Genomic DNA, 22,674 nt, shown 5'->3' on the forward strand with positions numbered 1-22,674 from the left:
GGGAAAATAGTCAAAAAAGAAATGTGGATTTTAGGACTTGCAAATATTTGTGTATATATGGTTAACAAAATTATTAAAGAGTTGAGAACGGTATTTATCTTTGTGGTAGATGATACTGAATTTTCTTTTAAATTCAATTCCCTGAATATCTACTTTAACTAATAAACCTTTCTTTAGTTCTTCTTTAACGCAGATTTCGGGTAAGATTGAAACCCCCAGGTTAGAAATTATTGCTCTTTTAATCGCTTCAATATTGTTAAAGACATGGGTAACATGATATTTTATGCTGTGTTTTCTCATTATATTTTCAATAGTTTCTCTGGTACCACTGCCTTTTTCCCTTATAATAAAATCTTCACCTTTGAGTTCTTCTGAATTAATTTTTCTTTTATGACTCCAACTGTGTTTTGACGAACACATTAAATAAAGTTGATCATCGAAGAAATGTTCTACTAAAATGTCCTTACAATAAATAGGACCTTCTACCAGAGCCAGATCAAGTTTATTATCCAGGATCATATCTTCAATTACTTTGGTGTTGTCAATGGTAAAGGGTAGGTGAATTTTGTTATATTTATTTAAAAACCCTTCTATTATTTGTGGTAAAAGATAGGTACCAATAGTCATACTGGCCCCTATACGTAATTTTCCCTGATTCATATTGACTATATCCTTTATTATATTTTCAGTTTCATCAACAAGATTTAAAATCCTTTTACTATTTCGTAAAAGGATTTTTCCGGCATAGGTTAATTTTAACCTTTTTTTAATCCGGTCAAAGAGTTTTATGTTTAAATCTTCTTCAAGTTCTGAGATAGTTTGACTGATAGCGGGTTGGGACATATATAGTTTTTTAGCTGCTTTTGACATATTTTTTGTTTTGCAAACCATGACAAATATTTTAAGCTGTCTTAAATTCATAAAAGCTCCTCCATAAGTAAAAGGTTATATATATTATAATAACATATTATTTTACTAATAAAAAATATACTATTACAATGTTTATATATAAATTAACTATAATAGGAGATGGTGTATAAATGAAAGCATTTAAAGAAAAAATTCCTGGAATATTGTTGGCTGTTTTCGTTGGAATAACCGGGAGATTGGTAGGCAATTTTGTACCAAATATAGGAGGAGTTACCATAGCAATTATCCTGGGTTTTCTGGCTGGGAACATTTTTCGTCTGGATAGCAACTATGCTAAAGGTATTAAATTTGTGGAAAAGAAAATCCTGTCTCTTGCTATAATGTTGATGGGGTTAAAGTTGCAGATGGATGTTTTGGCTGAACTTGGAATTTCCTCTATTGTAATAATAATTATCATGGTGACATTAACTGTCTTTGTAGGTTCTTTGATTGGGAGGTTATGTGGTCTTTCAAATTCTTTCAGTATTTTACTGGGAATAGGAAATGGAATCTGTGGCTCTTCAGCTATTGCAGCAGCTGCTCCAATAGTTAGTAATAATGAAGAGGAGATCGGACTTTCTGTAAGTGTTGTTAATTTACTGGGTACATTTGGTATTTTCATTTTGCCAGTTATAACTGGTTTATTGAAATTAAATGAAACAACCAGTGGTTTGATGATTGGAAGTACTTTGCAGGCCACCGGTCAGGTAGTTGCTGCGGGTTTTTCTATAAGTGACTTAACAGGAGAAGTTGCTACTATAGTAAAAATGGCCAGGATACTAATGTTAGGACCTGTTGTCCTTTTGTTAAGCTTCTTATTTGGTAAAAAAGATAATAGTTTAGATAATAATGTTAGTATTCCACCATTTATTATTGGATTTTTTATTTTTAGTATTATTGGTACTTTGCAAATATTACCTGTGGGTGTTGTACAATCCTTAAAGTATACGGGTAAGTTGCTGTTAACTGTAGCCATGGCTGGTATTGGTTTAAGGATTAGAATTTCAAGTCTTATTAATCAGGGACCAAAGGCGTTGCTGGTGGGACTTCTTATATTTGTAGTTCAGCTCGTTTCTATTACTGGTTTAATATATTTTTTTCTTTTAAAATAAATTATATAAATTTACATTTCATTTGACTTTTTCTGACAAAGTATATAAAATATACTCTAAATCTAGGACGCCCAAGATGACTCAGGAAGGAGGTGAACTTACATTGGAAAACCCCTTTAAAGTATATCGTGGTTTAAATAGAAATATTTATATTATTTTTATTGGACAGGTTATTAATTCAATGGGAGCGTTTGTTTTTCCCTTTTTAACCATGTTTCTAACTCAAAAAATAGGCATGTCCCCTGCTGAAGCAGGTTCATATGTTACTGTTGCAGCCCTGGCAAATGTTCCCGGTATGTTTCTTGGCGCGAAACTGGCTGATAGTTTTGGTCGGAAAAGGTTATATTTAATTTCCTCGACTCTCATGGCCTTAATGTTAATTCCACCTGCTTTTCTGGGTACCAGTAAAGTTGTTATTTATTTTTTAATAATGATGTCACTTTTTGCTGGTGCTGTAAATCCTGCATTTAATGCAATGGTAACAGATTTAACCAGGGGTGAAGAGAGGAAAAAGGCCTTTTCATTACTTTACCTTGGATGGAATATGGGTTTTGCTATTGGTCCAATGATTGCTGGGTTTTTATTTAACCACTATTTACCTTTATTATTTTTAGGGGATGCAGCAACTGCCTTTATTGCTATAGTACTTATTGGAATTTATGTACCGGAGACAAAAGGAATGATTGAAGAAACTCCCGATGAGGAATTACCGGAAAACGAGAGGGCAGAAGAAGGGTCAATTTTTCGTGTTTTGTTAAAACGACCGGGGATAATTCTTGTAAGCTTTATTTTGTTATTCTTCCGTCTGGTATATGCCCAGAGTTCTTTTGCCTTACCAATTCAAATGAATGAGATTTTTGGTCAACAGGGTCCTGCTTATTATGGCATAAATTATAGCTTTAATGCTATTGTAGTTGTGGCTTTTACAGTGCTGGTAACCAGTGTCACTGTTAAACTGAAGCCACTGGCCAATATAATAATTGCGGGATTATTATTGGCAGTAGGGTTTGGTATGATTTATTATATTGATATACTTCCCTTGTTTTTTCTGTCCACTTTTGTCTGGACCATCGGTGAAATCCTGGAGGCAACAAATGTCAATGTTTATATAGCGTCTCATGCTCCTGTAAGCCACCGGGCAAGGTTTAATTCAATTTTTATGTTTATTTCAGGAGCAGGGTATGCATTTGCCCCAAAATTAGGTGGGTTGTTTTTAGAGTATTATTCAATTAGGGAAATATGGTTAGCTAGTTTTTTTGTAATGGTAATTGCCAGTAGTGCTCTTTTACTTTTTTACTTGGGGCAGGAACGGGTTAAAAGATTAACATGTAAATAAAGAGTTATGTTCAATCTGTATTTTTTATGGAGTATAATGGTATGATCGTGGAATTTTTTTAAAAAAAACCGCCGGCAGCTAAAGCTGCCGGTTATTTTTATCTGGGTTTTGCCGGTTCTATATTAATTTTTTTACCTTTTATATAATTGTTTTTCATAATCTTCAGGACTTCTCGACTACTTTCTTCAGGAACTTCAACAAAAGTGAAATTATCATAAAGATCTATAGCTCCAATTAACCTACCGGATAAACTGGTTTCACCAGCAATAGCTCCAACAATATGACCCGGGGTAATGTTGTGTTTTTTGCCAATATTTATAAATAACCTGACCATTCCTGGCTCTGCACCGGTATCATTTAATTTATTGTTGTTTATTTCTCCCTCAGATGACTCGTTTTCCATATATTTTTTAAAAAGGGCAGCTGCGATTTCTATAGCCGTATAATCATCATCGAGGAGGTTTTCTATGATTTTAATATACTTTTTCAAATGTTCTCTATCAATATAATCTGTTAAGTCATTAATTAAATTTTCAAGCTTAGCCTGTTCTATATCAGTAAGGGTGGGAATATCCTGTTTGATAATACGTGTTTTTGTATATTTTTGTATGTCCCGTAATTTATAAATATCCTTTCCAACTACAAAGGTAAAGGCTTTGCCGGTTTTACCAGCCCGGCCCGTTCTACCTATTCTATGAACATAGTAATCAGTATCCTGGGGGACATCATAATTAAAAACGGCCTCAACCCCATTGACATCAATACCTCTTGCTGCAACATCTGTTGCTACAAGAATTTCAATTATTCCATTTCGAAACTTGTCCATAACCCGGTCCCGTTGATTCTGATTAAACCCGCCATGAAGTGCATCAGATAGATAACCTCTTGCCTGAAGCTGTATATTTAATTCCTCTACCATTTTCCTGGTATTACAAAAAATAAGAGAAAGACCTGGCGAATAAAGGTCAATTAAACGGGTTAATACCTTTAATTTATCGCTTCGTCTGACTTCATAATAGTACTGTTCAATTCCTGGTACTGTTAATTTTTCGTGGGCTATTTTTATAAACTGCGATTTCTTTTGATACCTTTTACTCAAATCAAGGATTGTCTCTGGTATTGTAGCTGAGAAGAACAAAGTTTGTCTGTCATTGGGGATATCTTTTAAGATTGTTTTAATATCATCAATAAAGCCCATATCAAGCATGACATCAGCTTCATCAAGGACAACAAAATTAATATGGGAGAGGTTCAGAGTGCCCCGCCGCATATGATCCATAACCCTACCGGGAGTACCTATAATAACCTGTACTCCCTTCTTCAGGGCCTTAATCTGCCTTTTTATAGATTGTCCCCCATAAACAGGAAGGGTATACAAACTACGTTTGTATTTGGCCAATCTTTTTAATTCTTCAGCGACCTGAATCGCCAGTTCTCTGGTAGGACATAAAATAATGGCCTGAGGTTTTTTGTTTCTGGTATCAATTTTTTCTAATAATGGTATTCCAAAGGCGGCTGTTTTGCCAGTTCCTGTCTGAGCCTGTCCGATTATATCTTTGCCGTTAAGAATAGGGGGGATTGCTTTTGTCTGAATAGGGGTTGTTTCTTCAAATCCCATATCTTCAACAGCCTTTAATATTTCTTTTGAAATATTTAATTCACTAAATTTTACCTTTTTCAAAATGTTTCACATCCTTTTAAATTATTTATCTTTAATATAGTTTTTTATGTTTCCATGACATATATACAAATAAAAACCCTGACTACATTAATATAGTCAGGGCTTAGTTGCTATATCATTAAAGCATTATGTACTTTATAATGTAACAACATTTGCAGCCTGTGGGCCGCGATCACCTTGAACTACTTCGAATTCTACCTCTTGACCTTCATCTAAACTCTTGAAGCCTTCTTTTTGAATTGCAGAAAAATGTACAAAAACATCATCTCCAGCTTCTCTTTCAATAAAACCAAAACCTTTTTTGTCACTAAACCATTTCACTTTACCGTTGTAGATTATCAATTAAATTCCTCCTAAATTTTCTAAGGGCAAGTTCTAATAATTTTTTTAAATGCCCAATGCCATTAACTATATCACACTAATATTGCAAAGTCAAACAATTATACAAAATATTAGTTAATAAATGATATTTTATAAAATTAATATTAGGTAAATACAAAAACATATGATAAGCCTTTTATATTGTTGTAAATTTCAAATTTTTATGATACTATTTACTTGATATTCTCCAGGACAAGCTTGAGCATTTCCTGGTCGCTAAACTGAGCGACGACTTGGTTTTACTATCCCTTCACAGGGTACATTCGTAATTTATTACAGGAGAGGTTTAATTGTCATGAAGATAAGTGAGTTTTCCCGCAAATACAATGTTAGCAAAGATACTATTAGATATTATATGGATCTAAACCTCATTACACCCTGTAAACAGGGCGGTCATTATTTTTTTGATAATAAATGTGAGTCCCAGTTAAAAGAAATTTTGAAATTAAAAGAAATGAATTTTACTTTGCAAGAAATTAAAAAGATATTTAATTATAGAAGGTTAGGGAAACTAACTGCTTACCAGCAAAATAATTATTATAAAAGTATCTATAAAAGAAAAATTAAAGAAATAAATAAGGAAATCAAAAGACTTAAAAGGGCAGAAGAGATGTTGCGGGATGAGGTATTTATACTGAAAAAAAAGGATTTTAGTAAAAAAAGTATCGGGATTGACCTGGCAACTTTATCATTATTTTCCTGTCCTGATTGTAACAGTGAATTATTACTGTCAGCGGAAAAAGTAGAGGAAAATCAGATAATAGAGGGGATTTTGCAGTGTGTTTGTGGTCAAAGCCTGATGATAAAGGATGGAGTTCTGTATTCAGATACCTGTTATAAACACATAAAAGACCAGGTAGCAGAAGATCATATTGAAAGTTATATAAAAAATACTGATCCCGATTTTATTGACAAGTCTTATCAAACTCTAGACTGGATGGAACGGCAGATAGAATTTGAGAACCTATCAGGAAAAGTGGTTTTGGAGCCCGGGTCTGGTTATGGCCATTTTTTGAGACAAATTTACAGAGAATTACCTGATGATACTATTTATATATGTGTTGACAATAATCCCCTGGTAAATCTTTATTTAAAGCAATACCTGGAAATGGCCGGTGAGAGGTCTAAAGTTATTTTTATAACAGCAGACTTACCCAAACTGCCCCTGAAAGAGAATATAATTGATGTGTTCATTGATTTTACGGGAACATCCTGTTTTTCTTTTGAAAATAAAGGGTTTTTACCTGAATTACTTAATTGTTATCTCAATGCGGAGGCAATGTTACTGGCAACTTTTATTATTTACCGCAAATTTGGTCCTAATAATATTGTGGGTCAACCCTTTAGACAGAATTTTATTTACAATAATGTTAAAAATGGCCTGTTAAAGTTAAACTTTAAGATTGAAAAAGAAGTAAAAACAGAAACACAAACAATTAAGAAAAATCCTGGCAAATATGAAAGTTTTGCCCAACCGGGTGATAAAATATATGCCTATCAGGTTATGGCAAAAAGATGGAGCTAACTCCATCTTTTTTATTTTTACATGCTAAAAAAGCTGTAAAAAGGTATTGTGCTTGAGTATCCCCCATTCGATATACTTGGTATTGAAAAGGGGGTATTTAAATGAATACTCAAACAAAAACATTATCGAAAGAAATTGAAGGTTATCAGGAAAATAAAAATATCTTTTTGTATTCAGCTGGTAAATTAATATCTTTACTGGGGTCTGCGATTTATACCTTTGCAGTAGGTTTGTATTTATTAAAAATAACCGGATCTGGCCTCACTTTTGCTACCAATATAGTGTTATACACCCTGCCAATGCTTTTTATAAATCCGTTTGCCGGAGTAGTTGCAGACCGAATTAATAAGAAAATAGTTGTGGTAGGGTCTGACTTTCTCAATGGTTTGTTTTTGGTGGTAGTGTATGTGCTGGCAGGTCGTATTGGCTTAAGTGTGTCGTTGTTATATATAAGCACCTTTATAATGACCGTCATGGCTACCTTTTTTAATATTGCTATAGAATCTGCTAAGCCTGATCTGGTGAGGGAAGAAAAATTAGTAAAAATAAATTCTCTAGCCCGGGTCATCGAGTCACTTTCCTATGTAATTGGTCCTATTACAGGGGGAGTTATTTATGCCTTGTTTGATATGAAAGTATTTATACTGTTAAATGGTTTATCCTTTTTCCTGGCTGCTTTCCTGGAGTTTTTCATTGATTACCATTTTAATAAAGTTGAAGATAATGAACTTGAAAGGGATAAAACCAGACCAGAACCAGGTAGTGACAATAAGTTGTGGTTTAAGTTAAAAGAAGGCTACCAGTATATCCTTTCCAGACAACATTTACTGGCCTTGATTTATATATTTGTTGCCCTCAATTTTTTATTTAACTTTGCAATAATAGTTCCCCTCCCTTATTTATTAAATACTACCTGGAGTGTTGATCCGGTTATATACGGAGTTGTACAGGGAGGTTTACCTGTAGGGATGATAATCGGGGCCTTACTGGTAAAAAGAATTATGGAAAAAGTAAGTTACAGTAAACTTTTAAAAAGAATTAGTTATCTAGCAGGTTTATGGGTACTGATGTTTTCACTTCCTCCAGTAGTGTTTCCCTGTATCCCTGGTCAGTATTTTGTATTAATCTACTATACCACATTGATGTTAGTGGGTGGCTTAGTCGTTTCATGGGTTGATATTCCGGCAAATGTACTATTACAAAAGATTGTTCCAGGAAAGTTACTGGGAAGGGTTATCAGTGTAAAATTAAGTATTGTCAAGGTAATTGTTCCTATTGCTCTTCTTTTATCCGGGTATATAGTTAATTTGTTATCACCGTTAATCCTGTTTTTAAGTGGGTCTGTTCTTTTTACTATGTTTAATTTATGGTTTTTTACTTCTCCTTCAGGTCAGAAGTTTATTAATGTCACTAATGAGAATTTAATGGGAGAAAATGAATAAAACCGGAAGCTTTGCTTCCGGTTTCTTTATGGAATTATAACTAATTGCAACCTGGCTTCCTATTTTTTATGGTTTTGTAGTTAAATATGTAGTTATTATTTGTTTCTTCTCTACTTTATTTGATATCCCTGGTTAATAAAGATGCTATTATAAGCCACAACAAAAGCGAATAACTTCCTTCTGCTTTATTTAAAATAAGAGAATTACATTTGGTTTCACCCAGAAATGGAAGTGGCTGTTTATACGGAGGCGGTGGTAGTTTAACTTTTTTATTGTCAGTGAAACGTATATCAATCCTTTTTTGTTCACTGTTTCGTTGTCTTTTTAATTTACGTACAATTAATCTTCCAATCTGACGTCCTAACCTTAGTCCTTCTTCATTATCAACCGGGAAATGGACCCCATCATAAAGACGGGATACAGCACATTCCTCTGCTAATTCTTGCAGACGCTCTGACTTTGGTGGGAAAAAATAAGTTAACATAATCTGAGCACAACCGGCTACAACAGCATGGCCCGATGGATAGCTGGGGTGTTTTGGAGTACAGATAACAGTGGCCAGTTTTTGATCTAACTGGTTGGGGCGTGGTATTTCCCAGGCAAATTTAAGGTGCCAGGCCACAACCCGGGCATCGTTTAATCCCCCTTGAACCGCTCCTAATATTCTTCCAGCCCTGGTAGCAGAAATATTGTATACATCTATTAACTTATCAATAACCGGTGTCCACTGTTTAGTCGGGGGGCCGGTACCCCAGTATCTGGCAATTTTAATTTTTTCTTTAGTTATGTTGTCCAGAGTTTTTTTGACAATGGCCAGCTGTTTACCGGTGAAGTCTATTGACCTTCCAGGGAACCGTATTTTGAGATCAATTAAGTTTCCATCAGGATCAAGAAATCTGCCCCTGTGATCACGTTTTAAAAAGAATGTGGGCCATGATCCAGCTAAAGGTTCTTCAGGTACTGGAAGTTGTTTTTCTCCGGCATATGGTAGTTTGGACCATTTTCCGAGTATATTTTTATAACCATGTTTCCCTCCTGTCACTTTTTACCCTCCTTTATATTTTTTTACACATATATACTATGTTTTATTGTTTGTTTTTGTTCAGTTCATTTGATTAAGTTTTTAATTATAAAAATTAAGCCGGGGGATAGGTATCCCACCCGGCATTAACCAGAAACTATTTAATAAGTTGATTCAATAAATTAATGAGGAGAGAAAATCTGTATCAATAAGTAAATCATGATCAGGAAAATAATAAATCCACTTCCCATATTAATACCTCCTGTAATTCATATAAAGTATTTTTTAATATTATATGTTTATTACTTTAAGGTGTGAGTTTATAAAAACTTTATGTTGGATTATATACCGTGGCTGGTTAATTAATTATAATTATGTACCAGCTAAATTTATATAAAAAATAAAAAAAGGATAGCTCAAAGCTATCCATCATTTATGTCAGTTTAATTTATTAAGTTTTTAATAATATGTAAATATAAAATCATTAAAAATAAAAATGGTGCCGAGGGCGGGATTCGAACCCGCACGGACGGAAATGTCCACAGCGCCCTCAACGCTGCGTGTCTGCCAGTTCCACCACCTCGGCGTTACGATATATATTATAACATAATTTTTTATTCTGTCAATACAATATTAAAAAATATATTAATTATTAAAGGAAACATTAATTTTATATAGAATTATTAAAATAATCCATTACAGGAGGTAAATCAATGAAAAAACGCTTATTAATCTGGGTAGGGCTGGTAACAGGCATTTTTTTAATTGGAATAGGACTGTATTTCCATTACTCACAACCTGATGTAGTCCCTGGATTAGCTGATATAAATAACAGAGTTAAAAAAAGTAATATTTTATTAATGGGTCTTGATGACAAAAATAGTGTGGAAAAGGGAAAAGTAGAGGTAGATTCAATTGTTTTAGCCAGATTAGCACCTGAAAAACGGACCCTTAAATTTACCAGTATTCCTGTTGAAGGGGAAATTTATAAGGGCCATGAGACAGTTGAAGAGATTATTGGCGAGGTGGAAAAACTTACCGGTGAAACTATAAACTACTATCTTACAGTCAGTTATGATGCTTTTATAAACATGGTAGATAGTATCGGGGGTATACAAATAAAGGTAGATAAGGCAATAGATATACCAGCTCTTGATTTATATCTGAAAAAAGGACTTAACAGGCTTACTGGACAGGAGGCTTTGAATTATTCTCGTTGGTTTAATTATAATACTAAAAGTGAAATTGAGAGATTAAAGAGGCAGCAACAGGTAATTAAATCACTGGTCCATAAGATCTTAAAACCAGAGACCCTATTAAAACTTCCAGAACTATTCACAAATACCCTTAAATCTTTTGATAGGGTTGAGACCAATATAGATATATCTATCATTAATAAAGGCATAGATTTTTTAAAAAATAGGAATGATATTATAATTAAGTTTGATGTTTTTGATAAAAATATTAAGTAAATAAGTTATTAGGTATTACAAATAGAAAACCAGTAACATTGTGATTAACGTAGAAAAAAAGACTATTAGTGAGATATAAAGAGATATATGGTTATTAACTTGATTAATTAGGAATATAAGTTTTTGACTTAAGAGGGACGATTGTGTATACTTATAACTACTGACAGCGCACTGGTTGTGCTGTTAGGGCGAATAGCTCAGTTGGGAGAGCACCTGCCTTACAAGCAGGGGGCCACAGGTTCGAGTCCTGTTTCGCCCACCATAAATATGGAGGTGTAGCGTAGCTGGCTTAACGCGCCGGCCTGTCACGCCGGAGACCGCGGGTTCGAATCCCGTCACCTCCGCCAGAGTGGTGAGATAGCTCAGTTGGTAGAGCAGAGGACTGAAAATCCTCGTGTCGGCAGTTCGATTCTGCCTCTCACCACCATTTTTATGCGGGAATAGCTCAGTGGTAGAGCGTCTCGTTGCCAACGAGAAGGCGCGGGTTCGAAACCCGTTTCCCGCTCCACTATGGCGGCATAGCCAAGTGGTAAGGCAGGGGACTGCAAATCCCTTATTCCCCGGTTCGAATCCGGGTGCCGCCTCCAGAGATATGCCGGGGTGGCGGAACTGGCAGACGCATCGGACTTAAAATCCGGTGGGCGTTTTCGCCCGTGTCGGTTCGAGTCCGACCCCCGGCACCACTAAAAAACACAAAAATAATAATTTGTAACGTGTGGGTATAGCTCAGCTGGTCAGAGCGCTACGTTGACATCGTAGAGGTCAGTGGTTCGAATCCACTTACCCACACCATTTTTGTATCGATCCCCTTATCAGGGGATTTTTTTATTGATACTTGTCTTTATGCTTCTGGAAAATAGAACATGTTCCCTGATTCCAGTGGGTACATTCGTTACATATCCTGTCTCCGAGACCATCCTGGCTGGCAACAAGACTCCCGGCACTGGCAAAAGGTGAATCGTATGCAGAGCTAAATTCAGGACAGGATTCTGCAACTTTTTTTAATATTTTGTCATCATAAATATCATTATAATTTACCACAATATCACCCCGTCCATAGTTGTATACAAATATTATGTGGTTCATATAATAATATATACACAAAGGGGTGAAGTCAGATGGGAATTATTATATCTACTTTAGATTGTACTAATGAGATTAAAACAAAGTTACAGGATTTAAATCACTCCGGGGTAGATTTTATGATTGCTGAAAATAGAAGCAAAGATTATACCTTATTCCAGATAGATTTTGATAAATCAAGTTCTGTTGGTAATTTAAGGTATTTAGCTGATATTATTGCCGATGTTGTCGTTAATGAACTTGAGAAGAAATTTATAAACAGGATAATCAAACATAAATACCAGCAATTTAGTCCCGATGAAAGGGCCCGGATAGAAAAACTTGCTTTTAAACATTTAAATAAAAGGGAAGATAAAAATAATAAATCCCTTAACAAAATAGTTAGAAAAAAAGAAATTGTGGCCCAGATAATTAATTATCTGAATAAAAATAGCGATTTAAATGTTGAAGGTTTTGTCCGCTTCAGGTTAAAAAATTACCTTGATGACCTTAAACTGGCAGTGGAAAGAGCTGTAGATGAATTTGTAATTGAAAAAGAATACAATGAATTTATTGAATTACTCAGGTATTTTGTTGAAATTCAGGAACCACGCATTGGACTTGTAAATGTGTTACAGGAAACAGATGGGTCTTTTCAAATAATGGATAGTAATGAGAATATTATAAAAAACGAATACCTTGAAGGTTATCTGGTAGATATGTTTGATGGAGAAGTAGAATATGAAGATCTGTTGGTAAGTGCTTTGATTAATATTGCCCCGGAGAAGATTTTACTCCATTTTGACGATGCTGAAGTAGAAAAAACAGTAAAGAGTATTTTTGGTGAGAGGGTAAGTATATGCCAGGGATGTTACCTTTGCCAGCCCAGATGCAAAAAAGAATAATTTGATTTTTGTTTATATTGGTGTTATATTAATAATGTTATTAAACCTCTGTTTACCCGAATAGTTATTTATATATATCATAATTGAGGATAGATATCTATGATTAGTGGATTTATTATTTTACCAGTGGTTGGAGCATTAATAGGTTGGATTACAAATTATCTGGCTGTTAAAATGCTTTTCAGGCCTTATAATCCGGTGAAAATTCCTTTTATACCGGTTACTATTCAGGGTGTTTTACCACGACGGAAAATGGAGCTGGCAGAAAGTGTAGCCCGGGCAATTGAAGAAGAACTCCTTCCTAAAGAATATTTATTAAGCAGGGTCAATGAACTTCAGCTTGAAGAGGATGTATTAGATATCTTAAGAAGATTAATAAATGAAAAAGTAGACGACAAATTGCCCGGGTTTATCCCTGATTCTTTTAAACAGGTAATGAAGAATTATATTTCTGAATTTATTGAAGAAGAAATGAAAGAAAATCTGGATAGATTGGTAAATGATTTTCATGATACGGTTGTAAACAAAACTAACTTTGGCAGGCTTGTTCAGGAAAAAATTGAGTCTTTTCCTTTAACAAGACTGGAAGATATTGTTTTAAAAATATCTTCCCGTGAATTAAAACATATTGAACTTTTCGGTGGAGTTCTTGGTTTTATCGTGGGACTGGGACAGGCTTTGTTACTTTTATTTTTCAATTTTTAACCTTGACAAGCCCGGAACAAAGTAATATAATATTATAAAATTACAGAATTTAACGGCTATGACGAGGAGAGTAGGGTAGGTTATCATTCAAAAGAGAGGGGTGTCACCGGCTGAAAGCACCCCGGGTGAGACTTATCTGAAGACCACCTCTGAGCTGGCAGGAGGAACGTTATTAAAACCAGTATTCCTGCCCGGTAAAAACCGTTACTTTTCTAAGAGGGTTATGGATTATCATAACCAATTAGGGTGGAACCGCGGTCCTTCTCCGTCTCTATAGTAGATGGAAAAGGGTTTTTTTTATTGTTTATAATTTATATTAAGGGACTTAGCAGTTGCATGTTTAAATAAAAAGAAAAGGGGGATGACAGAATGGAGAAAATTAAAGTAACATTACCAGATGGTTCAGTAAGAGAATATGACCCGGGTGTTACTATTGAAGAAGTTGCTTACAGTATAGGTAAGGGATTGGGCCGGGCTGCTGTTGCCGGTAACGTTGATGATAAACTGGTGGATCTGGATACAACATTAGTAAATGATGCCCGTATTTCTATTGTTACTATTGACTCTGAAGAGGGTCTGGATATTTACCGGCATACTACTGCTCATATCCTGGCCCAGGCTGTAAAGAGGTTGTATAAGAACGTAAAACTGGGTATAGGGCCAACTATCGAAAACGGATTTTATTATGATTTTGATGTTGAAGAAAGTTTTTCACCATCAGATCTGGAAAAAATTGAAAAGGAAATGGAAAAGATTATTAAAGAAGATTTGCCCATTAAAAAAGAAATGGTTTCCAGAGATGAAGCCCTTAAATTAATGAAAGAGAAGGGAGAAATTTATAAAGTTGAATTAATTGAAGAACTGGAAGATGATTATGTCAGTTTATACCACCAGGGTGAATTTATCGACCTTTGCCGTGGTCCCCATTTACCATCAACCGGTAAAGTTAAGGCCTTTAAACTTCTCAATGCTGCCGGGGCTTACTGGCGTGGTGATGAAAATAATAAGATGTTACAGCGTATTTACGGAACCGCTTTTCAGAAGAAAAAACAGCTTGAAGAACACCTGAAAATGCTAGAAGAAGCCAAAAAACGTGACCATAATAAATTAGGGCGGGAACTGGATCTTTTCATGACAGAGGAATCAATTGGCCAGGGTTTACCCCTGTTAAAACCAAAAGGAGCCAAGGTGGTTCAGATTTTGCAGCGGTTTGTTGAAGATGAAGAGGAGAAAAGGGGTTATCAGTTGACCAAAACTCCATATATGGCCAAAAGTGATCTTTACAAGATATCAGGCCACTGGGACCATTACAAAGAAGATATGTTTATCCTCGGTGATGAAGAAAAAGATGATGAAGTACTGGCCCTGCGTCCGATGACCTGCCCCTTCCAGTTTATGATATATAATTCAAAACTGAGGAGTTATCGTGACCTGCCCCTGAGGTATTCTGAAACCTCAACCCTGTTCAGGAATGAGGCCTCAGGAGAAATGCATGGTTTGATTAGAGTGCGTCAGTTTACAATTTCGGAAGGCCATATCATCTGTACTCCAGAACAGTTAGAAGAGGAGTTCAGGGGTGTAGTTAATCTTATTAATTATATGATGGAGACTCTGGGAATTGAAGATGATATCTGGTACCGCTTTTCTAAGTGGGACCCCGATAATAGAGAAAAATATATAGATAATCCCACTGCCTGGGAAGAATCACAGGATAAGATGAAGAACATTTTAGATAAACTAAATATAGATTATGTTGAGGCTGAAGGAGAGGCAGCGTTTTATGGACCAAAACTTGATATTCAGTTCCGGAATGTACACGGAAAAGAAGATACTATAATTACCGTTCAGATAGATTTCGCCCTGCCAGAAAGATTTGATATGACCTACATTGATAAGGATAACAAAAAGAAACGCCCCTATGTTATTCACCGGACTTCAGTCGGTTGTTATGAAAGAACACTGGCCATGTTGATTGAGAAATATGCCGGTGCTTTTCCAACATGGCTTGCCCCTGTTCAGGTTGAAATAATTCCTGTTTCCGATGATCAGGTAGATTATGCTTATGAGGTCAAGGGAATTCTTAAGGAAGCAGGTATCAGGGTCGAGGTAGATGATACCAATGAAAAACTGGGGTATAAAATACGCCAGGCCCAGATGGAAAAAATACCCTATATGTTAATTGTCGGGAACAGAGAAGTTGAAAATAGAACTGTTTCGGTTCGTGATAGAAAGGAAGGAGATCTCGGGGCAATAAGTATTAAAGAATTTAAGGAGAAAATAGTCAGGGAGGTTGAAGAAAAGAGTCATTAAGGATTTATTGATTTTTTAGTCGCAAACCGGGTGATGATTTGCATTTCACTGTCCTTTCAGTTCTTACAGAAGCCTTGGCTGGCAGTAAATCATCAGGGCTGTGATACCCGATGGAATGGAAGAAAATTTTATAGAAAAGAAATATGGATAAAACCGTTGACTAACAGATTAACGTGTGTTATACTAATACAGAAAATAAAGTAGAAGCACACCTGCTTCTCACCAGTAATCCCCGGGATTATTGGTTAATAGTTAGTATTTGAGGTGGAGTTATTTATTAAACTCAACCCGACTGGCTATGTACTTAAAGCAGGTGGTTTCTACCATCTGCTTTATTTTTATGTTTTGTTTTAAAATTATTAGGGGGTGCATAGAAAATCAATACAGATTTAAGGGTCAATGACCAGATTAGGGCTAGAAAAGTTAGAGTAATTAACCCAGATGGAGAACAAATAGGTATTAAACCAATCCAGGAGGCACTGAGAATTTCCCAGGATAAGGGACTGGATTTAGTGGAAGTAGCTCCTCAGGCCAGACCACCTGTATGTAAAATCATGGACTATGGGAAGTATAAATATGAACAGGCCAAAAAAGCCAAAGAAGCTAAAAAGAAACAAAATGTAATGAATGTTAAGGAAGTCCAGATGGGAGTAAAAATCGAAGACCATGATTTTAACGTTAAGGCTAAAATGGCTAAAAGGTTTCTGAAAAATAAGCATAAAGTAAAAGTAAGAATTCGTTTCAGGGGCCGGGAGGTAATGCACAAACAGTTAGGTTATGACCTGATGAACAGATTGATCGATGAAGTAAAAGATCTGGGAGTAGTGGAAAGCAAGCCCAAAATGGAAGGCCGCAACATGATCATGGTATTGACTCCAATTAGTGATAAATAAGGAGGGATAAATATGCCTAAGCTTAAAACCCATAAGGGTATTGCCAAGAGAATAAAGAAAACCGGCAAAGGGAAACTTAAACGTAATAAGGCTTATCATAGCCATCTTTTAACTAAAAAGACCGGTAAGAGAAAGAGAAATCTCAGGAAATCAACAGTACTGCATAAGACCTATTATAAGCGGTAAAAAAAATTAATATAAAAACAGGCTAGTTTGTAGAAAACTGAAAGGAGTGAGAGGACATGCCACGCGTAAAAAGAGGTTATAAAGCACGCAGGAGAAGAAAAAAGATTTTAAAAATGGCTAAAGGTTATTTTGGTGGTAGAAGTAAGTTGTTCCGTCCAGCCAACCAGGCTGTTATGAAGTCACTGCACTATGCATATAGAGACAGGAGGGCCCGGAAAAGGGACTTCCGTAAATTATGGATAACCAGGATTAATGCTGCAGCCCGTCAGGAAGGGATTTCTTACAGTAAATTTATCCATGGTTTAAAAAAGGCTGACATCCAGATTAACAGAAAGATGCTGGCCGATATGGCTATAAAGGATAAAGAAAGCTTCAGTGAACTTGCTGCTATAGCTAAAAAAGAATTAGGCATGTAATATAAAGCCTGGGGGTGTTTAACCCCGGGTTTTTACTTTTAAAGTTTTAACTTTTAAGTGTTATGATTTTAATTTAGTTTAAATCATTTTAATTTTCCTTTTAATTATTTGACTGGCGGTGTCCAGATTATGAAAGAAGTAATTAAAAGTAGTGATAATAAAAACTTTAAATATTTAAAAAAGCTTTATAATAAGTCCTTCAGGAAGAAAGAAGGCAAGTTTATTCTTGAGGGTTATAGGTTAATCATGGAGGCCTGCGGAAAGGCGCGGTTTGATAGAATATTTATGACACCTTATTTTGCTAAGACAGATGAAGGTGAAGAAATAATAAGAAAATTTAAAGACCACATTCCTGTCCATTTTGTTACCGGAAAACTGCTTTATAATGTGGCTGATACTGAAAATCCCCAGGGAATAGCAGCCATTACTTACGTGCCCCGGTCCGGGGCTAATATCCTATTTCATAACAGGAATAGAGGTATTATTCTAATCCTTGATAGGATTCAGGACCCGGGGAATATGGGAACTATTATTAGAACTGCCGTTGCTGCCGGTATTGAAGGAATAATTTGCCTGAAGGGTAGTGTTGATATTTATAACCTCAAAGTTATCAGGGCCAGTATGGGTGCTATTTTTAGTATACCAATCTTAACAGGGGTTTCCTTTAAAAGGTTGCAGAAAATCAGGGACGAATACCCTGATTATAAATTGATTTGCACTGATTTAAATACAAGTAAATTTTACCATGAGATAGACTATCAAGAACCCCTTATGCTTGTTATCGGGAATGAAGCCAGAGGTATAAGAGAGGAATTATTATCCCTGGCCGACATAAAGATTAAGATACCATTAATGGGAAATATTGACTCGTTAAATGCGGCAGTATCAACAGCTATTGTACTATATGATATAGTTGTTAAATGCAGGCATAGCAACGGTTAATAACATAAGTAATGAAGATTCAGAAATTTTTTTATTAATTTATTTTATTCCTTGTCAAGCAGTTTCTGGTATGGTATAATCAAAAGTGAAGTGAACAATACTTAACTCTTGAAAGGGTGTGGTCTTAATTGGGGTTGACCGCAACATTTTTTTGGAGGATATTTGAAGAGACGGGTTCAATAAATGCATATTTAGCATATAAACAGTTTAACTTGATTAAAAAGAAAAATAAGCAAAAAAATTATATATAATAAAGGCTATGAAAGAGAGAGTAGTTATCTGAAACCTTTTCAGGGAGAGGTTGTCGTAGACTGGAAGCAACCTTAAGGTGATAGATAATGAAGTTCCCTCTGGAGCTGTGGGCTGAACCTTTAGTAGGCCTTACCGGGAAGCATTTTATTCCCTGCTTTCCGTTATTTAAATAAGTGATCTGTTTTTAGCAGATAATTAGGGTGGTACCACGAATCTCTCGTCCCTTGGGATGAGAGATTTTTTAATGTTTACAGGTATTTAAAGACATAGAAAAGAAGTATTTAATATAACTCAGGGTTTTCTATATTTTTGTTCTGGTGATACTGGATTCCTGATTTTTTATATTGGTAAAAAAATATTGATAATTATTTTTTAAATAAAGTGGAGGTGTTACGTGCATGGATTTAAAAAAACAGTTAGAAGAAATAAAGACAAAGGCAGAAAAAGAGTTTCAGGATGTAAAAGACCTGGATCACCTGGAACAACTAAGGGTAAAGTATCTTGGTAAAAAGGGAGAAATAACTTCAGTATTAAGGCAGATGGGAAAAATTCCTGCCGAAGAGAGGCCGGTTATAGGAAAGAAGGCCAATATACTTAAAAATAAATTAAATAATATAATTATTAAGAAAAAGGCTGAATTAGAAGAACTGGCCAAACAGAGAAAGCTTGAAAAGGAAAAAATTGATGTGACCCTGCCCGGGGTCAGGCCCGAAGTGGGTCATAGACATCCTTTAAATCAGGTTATAGATGAAATAAAAGATATTTTTATTGGACTTGGATTTACTATTGCTGAAGGACCAGAAGTTGAGAGTGAGTATAACAACTTTGAGGCTTTAAATATTCCAGCCCACCATCCGGCCCGGGATTTACAGGATACCCTGTATTTATACGATGATTTGCTTTTAAGAACCCATACTTCCCCAGTTCAGATAAGGACAATGGCTAAGCAAAACCCACCCATCAGGGTAATTGCACCTGGTCGTGTTTACCGGGCTGATGAGCTGGATGCTTCTCATTCCCCAATCTTCCATCAGGTAGAGGGTCTGGTTATTAATGAAAATATCTCCTTTAGTGATCTTAAAGGGACCATTGAGACTGTTGTTCATGCCCTTTTTGGAAAGGATAGTAAAATCAGGTTTAGACCAAGTTATTTCCCCTTTACAGAACCCAGTGCCGAGGTGGATGTGTCCTGTAATGTATGTCATGGTGAAGGGTGTAGCCTCTGTTCCCGGACAGGTTGGCTGGAAATTATGGGGTCTGGTATGGTCCACCCCAATGTCCTGGAAATGGCTGGAATTGACCCGGTTAAGTATAGTGGATTTGCCTTTGGAATGGGCCTGGATCGGATTGCTATCCTGAAATATAAGCTTGATGACATCAGGTTGTTATATGAAAATGACCGTAGGTTTTTACATCAGTTTTAACTTGAGGTTTATTTAGACCTGAAAAGTTTTAAATACCTGACCAGTTTTAAATATATGTTTTATTAAGCCCTGATTCAAGATTTTAATAAAAATAATTAGGTTTAAAACAAATATTCGATAAATATTAATTATTTGTATTTTCCAATATGAAAATTTAACGAATATATAACATGAACATATAATTTAACATATAAAAACATAGATAAAGGAAGGTGGTTAGAGATGCGAGTACCTGTTAACTGGCTTAAATCATACATAGATTTTCAATATTCCCCACAGGAACTGGCAGATAAATTAACAATGCTTGGCCTTGAGGTTGAAGGAATTGAATATATGGGGGAAGGCCTTGAAGGAATTATTGTCGGTGAAATTAAAAAAGTAAAACCTCATCCCAATGCAGATAAACTGGTAATTTGTGAAGTAGATACCGGACAGGAGTTATTACAGATTATAACCGGTGCTCCAAATGTAAAAGAGGGTATAAAAGTACCGGTAGCTCCCGTCGGTGTAACCCTACCCGGTGGCCTGAAAATCAAAAAAGCCAGATTGAGGGGAGAAAACTCCTATGGTATGATTTGCTCAATTGACGAGCTCGGCCTAAGTGAAAAAAGGGCCAGTGGAATTATGATTCTTGATGAAGATGCCGAAGTGGGTACCGATATTATTGATTATCTACATCTGGATGAGTATGTTCTCAAACTGGATTTAACTCCCAATTATGCCAGGTGTCTGGGACTTTTAGGGATTGCCCGGGAGATAAAGTCGGTTCTGGGTAATGAAATTAAAAAACCAGATACTGACCTGGTTGAGTCTGAATCTGAGAGTATTGAAAACTATATTTCTATAGAGGTTGAAGATAAAGATTTATGTCCCCGTTATACTGGCCGGGTTATTAAAAATATAAAAATAGGGCCTTCACCACGGTGGATGCAGGCCCGTCTCCGGGCGGCCGGAATCAGGCCCATTAACAATATTGTAGATATCACCAATTACGTAATGCTCGAATATAACCAGCCACTCCATGCTTTTGATTATGATAAGATTGATAAGAAAATAATTGTCAGGAGGGGTAAAGAACAGGAAAAACTGATTACCCTTGATAATAAAGAGCGTGAACTTGATGAAGAAGTCCTGGTAATTGCCGATACCGAAAAAGCCCTGGGTCTTGCCGGGGTCATGGGTGGAGCCAATAGTGAAGTTTGTGATGATACTACTACTGTATTTCTTGAATCTGCCTACTTCAACCCGGTAAATATCAGGAAAACTGCAAAAAAATTCGCCCTTCCCAGTGAGGCTTCCCACCGTTTTGAAAGGGAGGTTGACATTGAGGGTGTAATTGCTGCCAGTAACCGGGCTGCCTATTTAATGCAAAAATATGCAGGTGGTGAAATTGTTAGGGGCATTGTAGATGTTTACCCTGAACCTCGTAGATTGCATGCAATTAATCTCGATACCGGGTATGTCAATAAAATTCTCGGTCTTAATCTTGATAAAACTGAAATAGAAGATATGTTAACTAGACTGGAATTCAAAGTAGAAGAACGGGATTCAAAATCTTTAAAAGTAATGGTACCTTCCTTCCGCAGTGATATTGAAAGGGAAGCAGATTTAATTGAGGAAGTAGCCCGGATGTATGGGTATAATAATATACCGGTGACCAGGCCGGAGAGTAAACAGCGAGGAAGGAAGACTTATAAACAGCACCTGGAAGATATAACCCGTAACTATATGTCTGCCATGGGGTTAGATGAGGTTATAACTTTCAGTCTTACCGGGAAAAAGGTTTATGATGATCTGGATATTCCTGAAGATAGTTCCCTGAGAAACTGGGTCAAAGTAAAAAATCCACTGAATGAAGCCTTGAGTATTTTAAGGACCTCATTATTACCCAGTATTATTGAAGTCCTCTCTAATAATGCAAAACGACAGGTTGAAACCATGTCTGTTTATGAACTGGGTAAGATTTTCACCAGGATTAAAGAGAAAAAACGACCAGAGGAAAGGGTTGTGCTGGCAGGAGGCTGTATGGGTAAAACCGATGATCCCTGGAAAACTGGAGCCCCTGATTTCTTTTACCTGAAAGGGGTTGTTGTGGATTATCTGCGGGAGCTCGGTCTTGATGGGCTTGATTTTACACCTTCAAAATTACCCTTCCTTCACCCTGGACGAACTGCTGAAATATATTACCGGGATACCAGGATAGGCATTATGGGGGAATTAATGCCAGATATTGCAGATAGATTTAATCTCAGGTCTGGAACAGCCGTATTTCAGCTTGATTTTGAAACCATAGTAGAAGAAGCTGACCTTGATAGACAATATGAACAACTACCCAGGTATCCAGCTGTTGAAAGGGATATGGCTGTAGTTGTAGAAAATGAAGTTTTTGCCGGGTCTCTCTTGAAATTGATAAGGGAAAATGGTGGGAAATTATTGAAGAAAGCTGGCCTGTTTGACCTTTATCAGGGAAAACAAATTCCAGAAGGTTATAAAAGTCTGGCCTTTAAACTTGTATTCCAGGCCCATGACAGAACCTTAACAGATGATGAAGTTAATGAAGTGTTTAACTCTATTATGGATCAGCTTAAAGATAAATTTGGGGCAGAAATAAGAGGAGTTTAGGCTCTTGTACCCAGTAAGGTATTTTCAATATCCCCGCTTTTAACAGGCGGGGATTTTTGATATAAAAGGTAGGGGTTT

At 36.0% G+C, this 22,674-nt stretch carries 20 protein-coding genes, 8 tRNA genes and 2 other annotated features; of the genes, 22 read left to right on the plus strand and 6 right to left on the minus strand.

The genetic code is table 11. From position 1 onward, the window contains the following. Positions 1–30: 30 nt before the first annotated feature. Positions 31–921 (minus strand): LysR family transcriptional regulator, encoded by an 891-nt coding sequence (locus HORE_RS02880; RefSeq protein WP_012635490.1) that lies wholly within the window; start codon positions 919–921, stop codon positions 31–33. A 119-nt stretch (positions 922–1,040) separates the two neighbouring features. Between HORE_RS02880 and HORE_RS02885 the strand changes: the two genes are divergently transcribed. After that, positions 1,041–2,021, plus strand: a complete 981-nt coding sequence (locus tag HORE_RS02885; protein WP_012635491.1) for a YeiH family protein — start codon at positions 1,041–1,043, stop codon at positions 2,019–2,021. A 76-nt stretch (positions 2,022–2,097) separates the two neighbouring features. Continuing rightward, positions 2,098–3,357 carry an MFS transporter gene (locus tag HORE_RS02890; RefSeq protein ID WP_012635492.1) on the plus strand — a complete coding sequence of 420 codons (1,260 nt, stop codon included), beginning with the start codon at positions 2,098–2,100 and terminating at the stop codon, positions 3,355–3,357. A 97-nt stretch (positions 3,358–3,454) separates the two neighbouring features. Here HORE_RS02890 and HORE_RS02895 read toward each other — a convergent pair whose 3' ends face one another. Together HORE_RS02895 and HORE_RS02900 are read right to left on the minus strand one after the other, a co-directional pair. After that, positions 3,455–5,038 (minus strand): DEAD/DEAH box helicase, encoded by a 1,584-nt coding sequence (locus HORE_RS02895; protein ID WP_012635493.1) that lies wholly within the window; start codon positions 5,036–5,038, stop codon positions 3,455–3,457. Positions 5,039–5,173: 135 nt separating this feature from the next. Next, on the minus strand, positions 5,174–5,374 hold the full coding sequence (locus tag HORE_RS02900) for a cold-shock protein (RefSeq protein WP_143710087.1): 201 nt from the start codon (positions 5,372–5,374) through the stop codon (positions 5,174–5,176). Between the two features lie 340 nt (positions 5,375–5,714). On the opposite strand from HORE_RS02900, the gene HORE_RS02905 reads away from it, so the two are divergent. Both HORE_RS02905 and HORE_RS02910 read left to right on the plus strand, forming a co-directional pair. Next, the gene (locus HORE_RS02905; RefSeq protein WP_012635495.1) at positions 5,715–6,944 is read left to right on the plus strand and encodes a MerR family transcriptional regulator; all 1,230 of its coding nucleotides are present in this window, start codon (positions 5,715–5,717) and stop codon (positions 6,942–6,944) included. A 101-nt stretch (positions 6,945–7,045) separates the two neighbouring features. Further along, positions 7,046–8,386 carry an MFS transporter gene (locus tag HORE_RS02910; RefSeq protein WP_012635496.1) on the plus strand — a complete coding sequence of 447 codons (1,341 nt, stop codon included), beginning with the start codon at positions 7,046–7,048 and terminating at the stop codon, positions 8,384–8,386. 115 nt (positions 8,387–8,501) lie between these two features. On the opposite strand, the gene HORE_RS02915 is transcribed toward HORE_RS02910, so the two are convergent. Both HORE_RS02915 and HORE_RS02920 read right to left on the minus strand, forming a co-directional pair. Next, the gene (locus tag HORE_RS02915) at positions 8,502–9,428 is read right to left on the minus strand and encodes a vanadium-dependent haloperoxidase (RefSeq protein WP_012635497.1); all 927 of its coding nucleotides are present in this window, start codon (positions 9,426–9,428) and stop codon (positions 8,502–8,504) included. A 476-nt stretch (positions 9,429–9,904) separates the two neighbouring features. After that, positions 9,905–9,993, minus strand: a tRNA-Leu gene (locus HORE_RS02920). Between the two features lie 127 nt (positions 9,994–10,120). Here HORE_RS02920 and HORE_RS02925 point away from each other — a divergent pair. From HORE_RS02925 to HORE_RS02960, 8 genes are all read left to right on the plus strand, one after another. Beyond that, complete coding sequence (locus HORE_RS02925; RefSeq protein WP_012635498.1) at positions 10,121–10,879, plus strand: LCP family protein; 759 nt, start codon at positions 10,121–10,123, stop codon at positions 10,877–10,879. Between the two features lie 186 nt (positions 10,880–11,065). Next, positions 11,066–11,141, plus strand: a tRNA-Val gene (locus HORE_RS02930). Positions 11,142–11,148: 7 nt separating this feature from the next. Next, positions 11,149–11,226: transfer RNA gene (locus HORE_RS02935), tRNA-Asp, on the plus strand. A gap of 4 nt (positions 11,227–11,230) precedes the next feature. Next, positions 11,231–11,306: transfer RNA gene (locus HORE_RS02940), tRNA-Phe, on the plus strand. A gap of 7 nt (positions 11,307–11,313) precedes the next feature. Then, positions 11,314–11,387 (plus strand) — tRNA-Gly (locus tag HORE_RS02945). 4 nt (positions 11,388–11,391) lie between these two features. After that, a tRNA-Cys gene (locus HORE_RS02950) sits at positions 11,392–11,466 on the plus strand. Positions 11,467–11,473: 7 nt separating this feature from the next. Beyond that, a tRNA-Leu gene (locus tag HORE_RS02955) sits at positions 11,474–11,562 on the plus strand. A gap of 32 nt (positions 11,563–11,594) precedes the next feature. Continuing rightward, positions 11,595–11,671 (plus strand) — tRNA-Val (locus HORE_RS02960). 33 nt (positions 11,672–11,704) lie between these two features. Here the strand turns inward: HORE_RS02960 and HORE_RS02965 are convergent. Continuing rightward, entirely contained in the window at positions 11,705–11,920 is a 216-nt protein-coding gene (locus tag HORE_RS02965; RefSeq protein WP_041605810.1) for a hypothetical protein, read from the minus strand. A gap of 77 nt (positions 11,921–11,997) precedes the next feature. On the opposite strand from HORE_RS02965, the gene ytxC reads away from it, so the two are divergent. From ytxC to pheT, 10 genes are all read left to right on the plus strand, one after another. Beyond that, complete coding sequence (ytxC, locus tag HORE_RS02970) at positions 11,998–12,846, plus strand: putative sporulation protein YtxC (protein WP_012635500.1); 849 nt, start codon at positions 11,998–12,000, stop codon at positions 12,844–12,846. A 99-nt stretch (positions 12,847–12,945) separates the two neighbouring features. Beyond that, positions 12,946–13,551, plus strand: coding sequence for a DUF445 domain-containing protein (locus tag HORE_RS02975; RefSeq protein ID WP_012635501.1), 606 nt, complete (start codon positions 12,946–12,948; stop codon positions 13,549–13,551). A gap of 49 nt (positions 13,552–13,600) precedes the next feature. Then, positions 13,601–13,827, plus strand: a binding site (T-box leader). Between the two features lie 93 nt (positions 13,828–13,920). Continuing rightward, complete coding sequence (gene thrS / locus HORE_RS02980) at positions 13,921–15,861, plus strand: threonine--tRNA ligase (RefSeq protein WP_012635503.1); 1,941 nt, start codon at positions 13,921–13,923, stop codon at positions 15,859–15,861. A gap of 431 nt (positions 15,862–16,292) precedes the next feature. Next, the gene (gene infC, locus HORE_RS02985; RefSeq protein WP_050748597.1) at positions 16,293–16,754 is read left to right on the plus strand and encodes a translation initiation factor IF-3; all 462 of its coding nucleotides are present in this window, start codon (positions 16,293–16,295) and stop codon (positions 16,752–16,754) included. Between the two features lie 12 nt (positions 16,755–16,766). Continuing rightward, complete coding sequence (gene rpmI / locus HORE_RS02990; protein WP_012635505.1) at positions 16,767–16,940, plus strand: 50S ribosomal protein L35; 174 nt, start codon at positions 16,767–16,769, stop codon at positions 16,938–16,940. Positions 16,941–16,996: 56 nt separating this feature from the next. Then, a complete protein-coding gene (gene rplT / locus HORE_RS02995; RefSeq protein WP_012635506.1) occupies positions 16,997–17,356 on the plus strand; it encodes a 50S ribosomal protein L20 in 360 nt (119 codons plus the stop codon). 129 nt (positions 17,357–17,485) lie between these two features. Beyond that, entirely contained in the window at positions 17,486–18,298 is an 813-nt protein-coding gene (locus HORE_RS03000) for a TrmH family RNA methyltransferase (RefSeq protein WP_012635507.1), read from the plus strand. 134 nt (positions 18,299–18,432) lie between these two features. Beyond that, positions 18,433–18,549, plus strand: a complete 117-nt coding sequence (locus HORE_RS13280; protein WP_345788619.1) for a YqzL family protein — start codon at positions 18,433–18,435, stop codon at positions 18,547–18,549. Beyond that, positions 18,549–18,778: a binding site (T-box leader), on the plus strand. It overlaps the preceding gene by 1 nt. 170 nt (positions 18,779–18,948) lie before the next feature. Continuing rightward, entirely contained in the window at positions 18,949–19,974 is a 1,026-nt protein-coding gene (gene pheS / locus HORE_RS03005) for a phenylalanine--tRNA ligase subunit alpha (RefSeq protein ID WP_012635508.1), read from the plus strand. Between the two features lie 222 nt (positions 19,975–20,196). Beyond that, positions 20,197–22,596 carry a phenylalanine--tRNA ligase subunit beta gene (gene pheT / locus HORE_RS03010; RefSeq protein ID WP_012635509.1) on the plus strand — a complete coding sequence of 800 codons (2,400 nt, stop codon included), beginning with the start codon at positions 20,197–20,199 and terminating at the stop codon, positions 22,594–22,596. The last annotated feature ends 78 nt before the right edge of the window (positions 22,597–22,674 follow it).

The organism is Halothermothrix orenii H 168 (genome assembly GCF_000020485.1).
GTDB lineage: Bacteria > Bacillota > Halanaerobiia > Halanaerobiales > Halothermotrichaceae > Halothermothrix > Halothermothrix orenii.

Coding starts and splice junctions, on each gene's coding strand:
- HORE_RS02880 (WP_012635490.1), bottom strand. CDS start 921: ATGAATTTAAGACAGCTTAAAATATTTGTCATGGTTTGCAAAACAAAA.
- HORE_RS02885 (WP_012635491.1), top strand. CDS start 1,041: ATGAAAGCATTTAAAGAAAAAATTCCTGGAATATTGTTGGCTGTTTTC.
- HORE_RS02890 (WP_012635492.1), top strand. CDS start 2,098: ATGACTCAGGAAGGAGGTGAACTTACATTGGAAAACCCCTTTAAAGTA.
- HORE_RS02905 (WP_012635495.1), top strand. CDS start 5,715: ATGAAGATAAGTGAGTTTTCCCGCAAATACAATGTTAGCAAAGATACT.
- HORE_RS02910 (WP_012635496.1), top strand. CDS start 7,046: ATGAATACTCAAACAAAAACATTATCGAAAGAAATTGAAGGTTATCAG.
- HORE_RS02925 (WP_012635498.1), top strand. CDS start 10,121: ATGAAAAAACGCTTATTAATCTGGGTAGGGCTGGTAACAGGCATTTTT.
- ytxC (WP_012635500.1), top strand. CDS start 11,998: ATGGGAATTATTATATCTACTTTAGATTGTACTAATGAGATTAAAACA.
- HORE_RS02975 (WP_012635501.1), top strand. CDS start 12,946: ATGATTAGTGGATTTATTATTTTACCAGTGGTTGGAGCATTAATAGGT.
- thrS (WP_012635503.1), top strand. CDS start 13,921: ATGGAGAAAATTAAAGTAACATTACCAGATGGTTCAGTAAGAGAATAT.
- rpmI (WP_012635505.1), top strand. CDS start 16,767: ATGCCTAAGCTTAAAACCCATAAGGGTATTGCCAAGAGAATAAAGAAA.
- rplT (WP_012635506.1), top strand. CDS start 16,997: ATGCCACGCGTAAAAAGAGGTTATAAAGCACGCAGGAGAAGAAAAAAG.
- HORE_RS03000 (WP_012635507.1), top strand. CDS start 17,486: ATGAAAGAAGTAATTAAAAGTAGTGATAATAAAAACTTTAAATATTTA.
- pheS (WP_012635508.1), top strand. CDS start 18,949: ATGGATTTAAAAAAACAGTTAGAAGAAATAAAGACAAAGGCAGAAAAA.
- pheT (WP_012635509.1), top strand. CDS start 20,197: ATGCGAGTACCTGTTAACTGGCTTAAATCATACATAGATTTTCAATAT.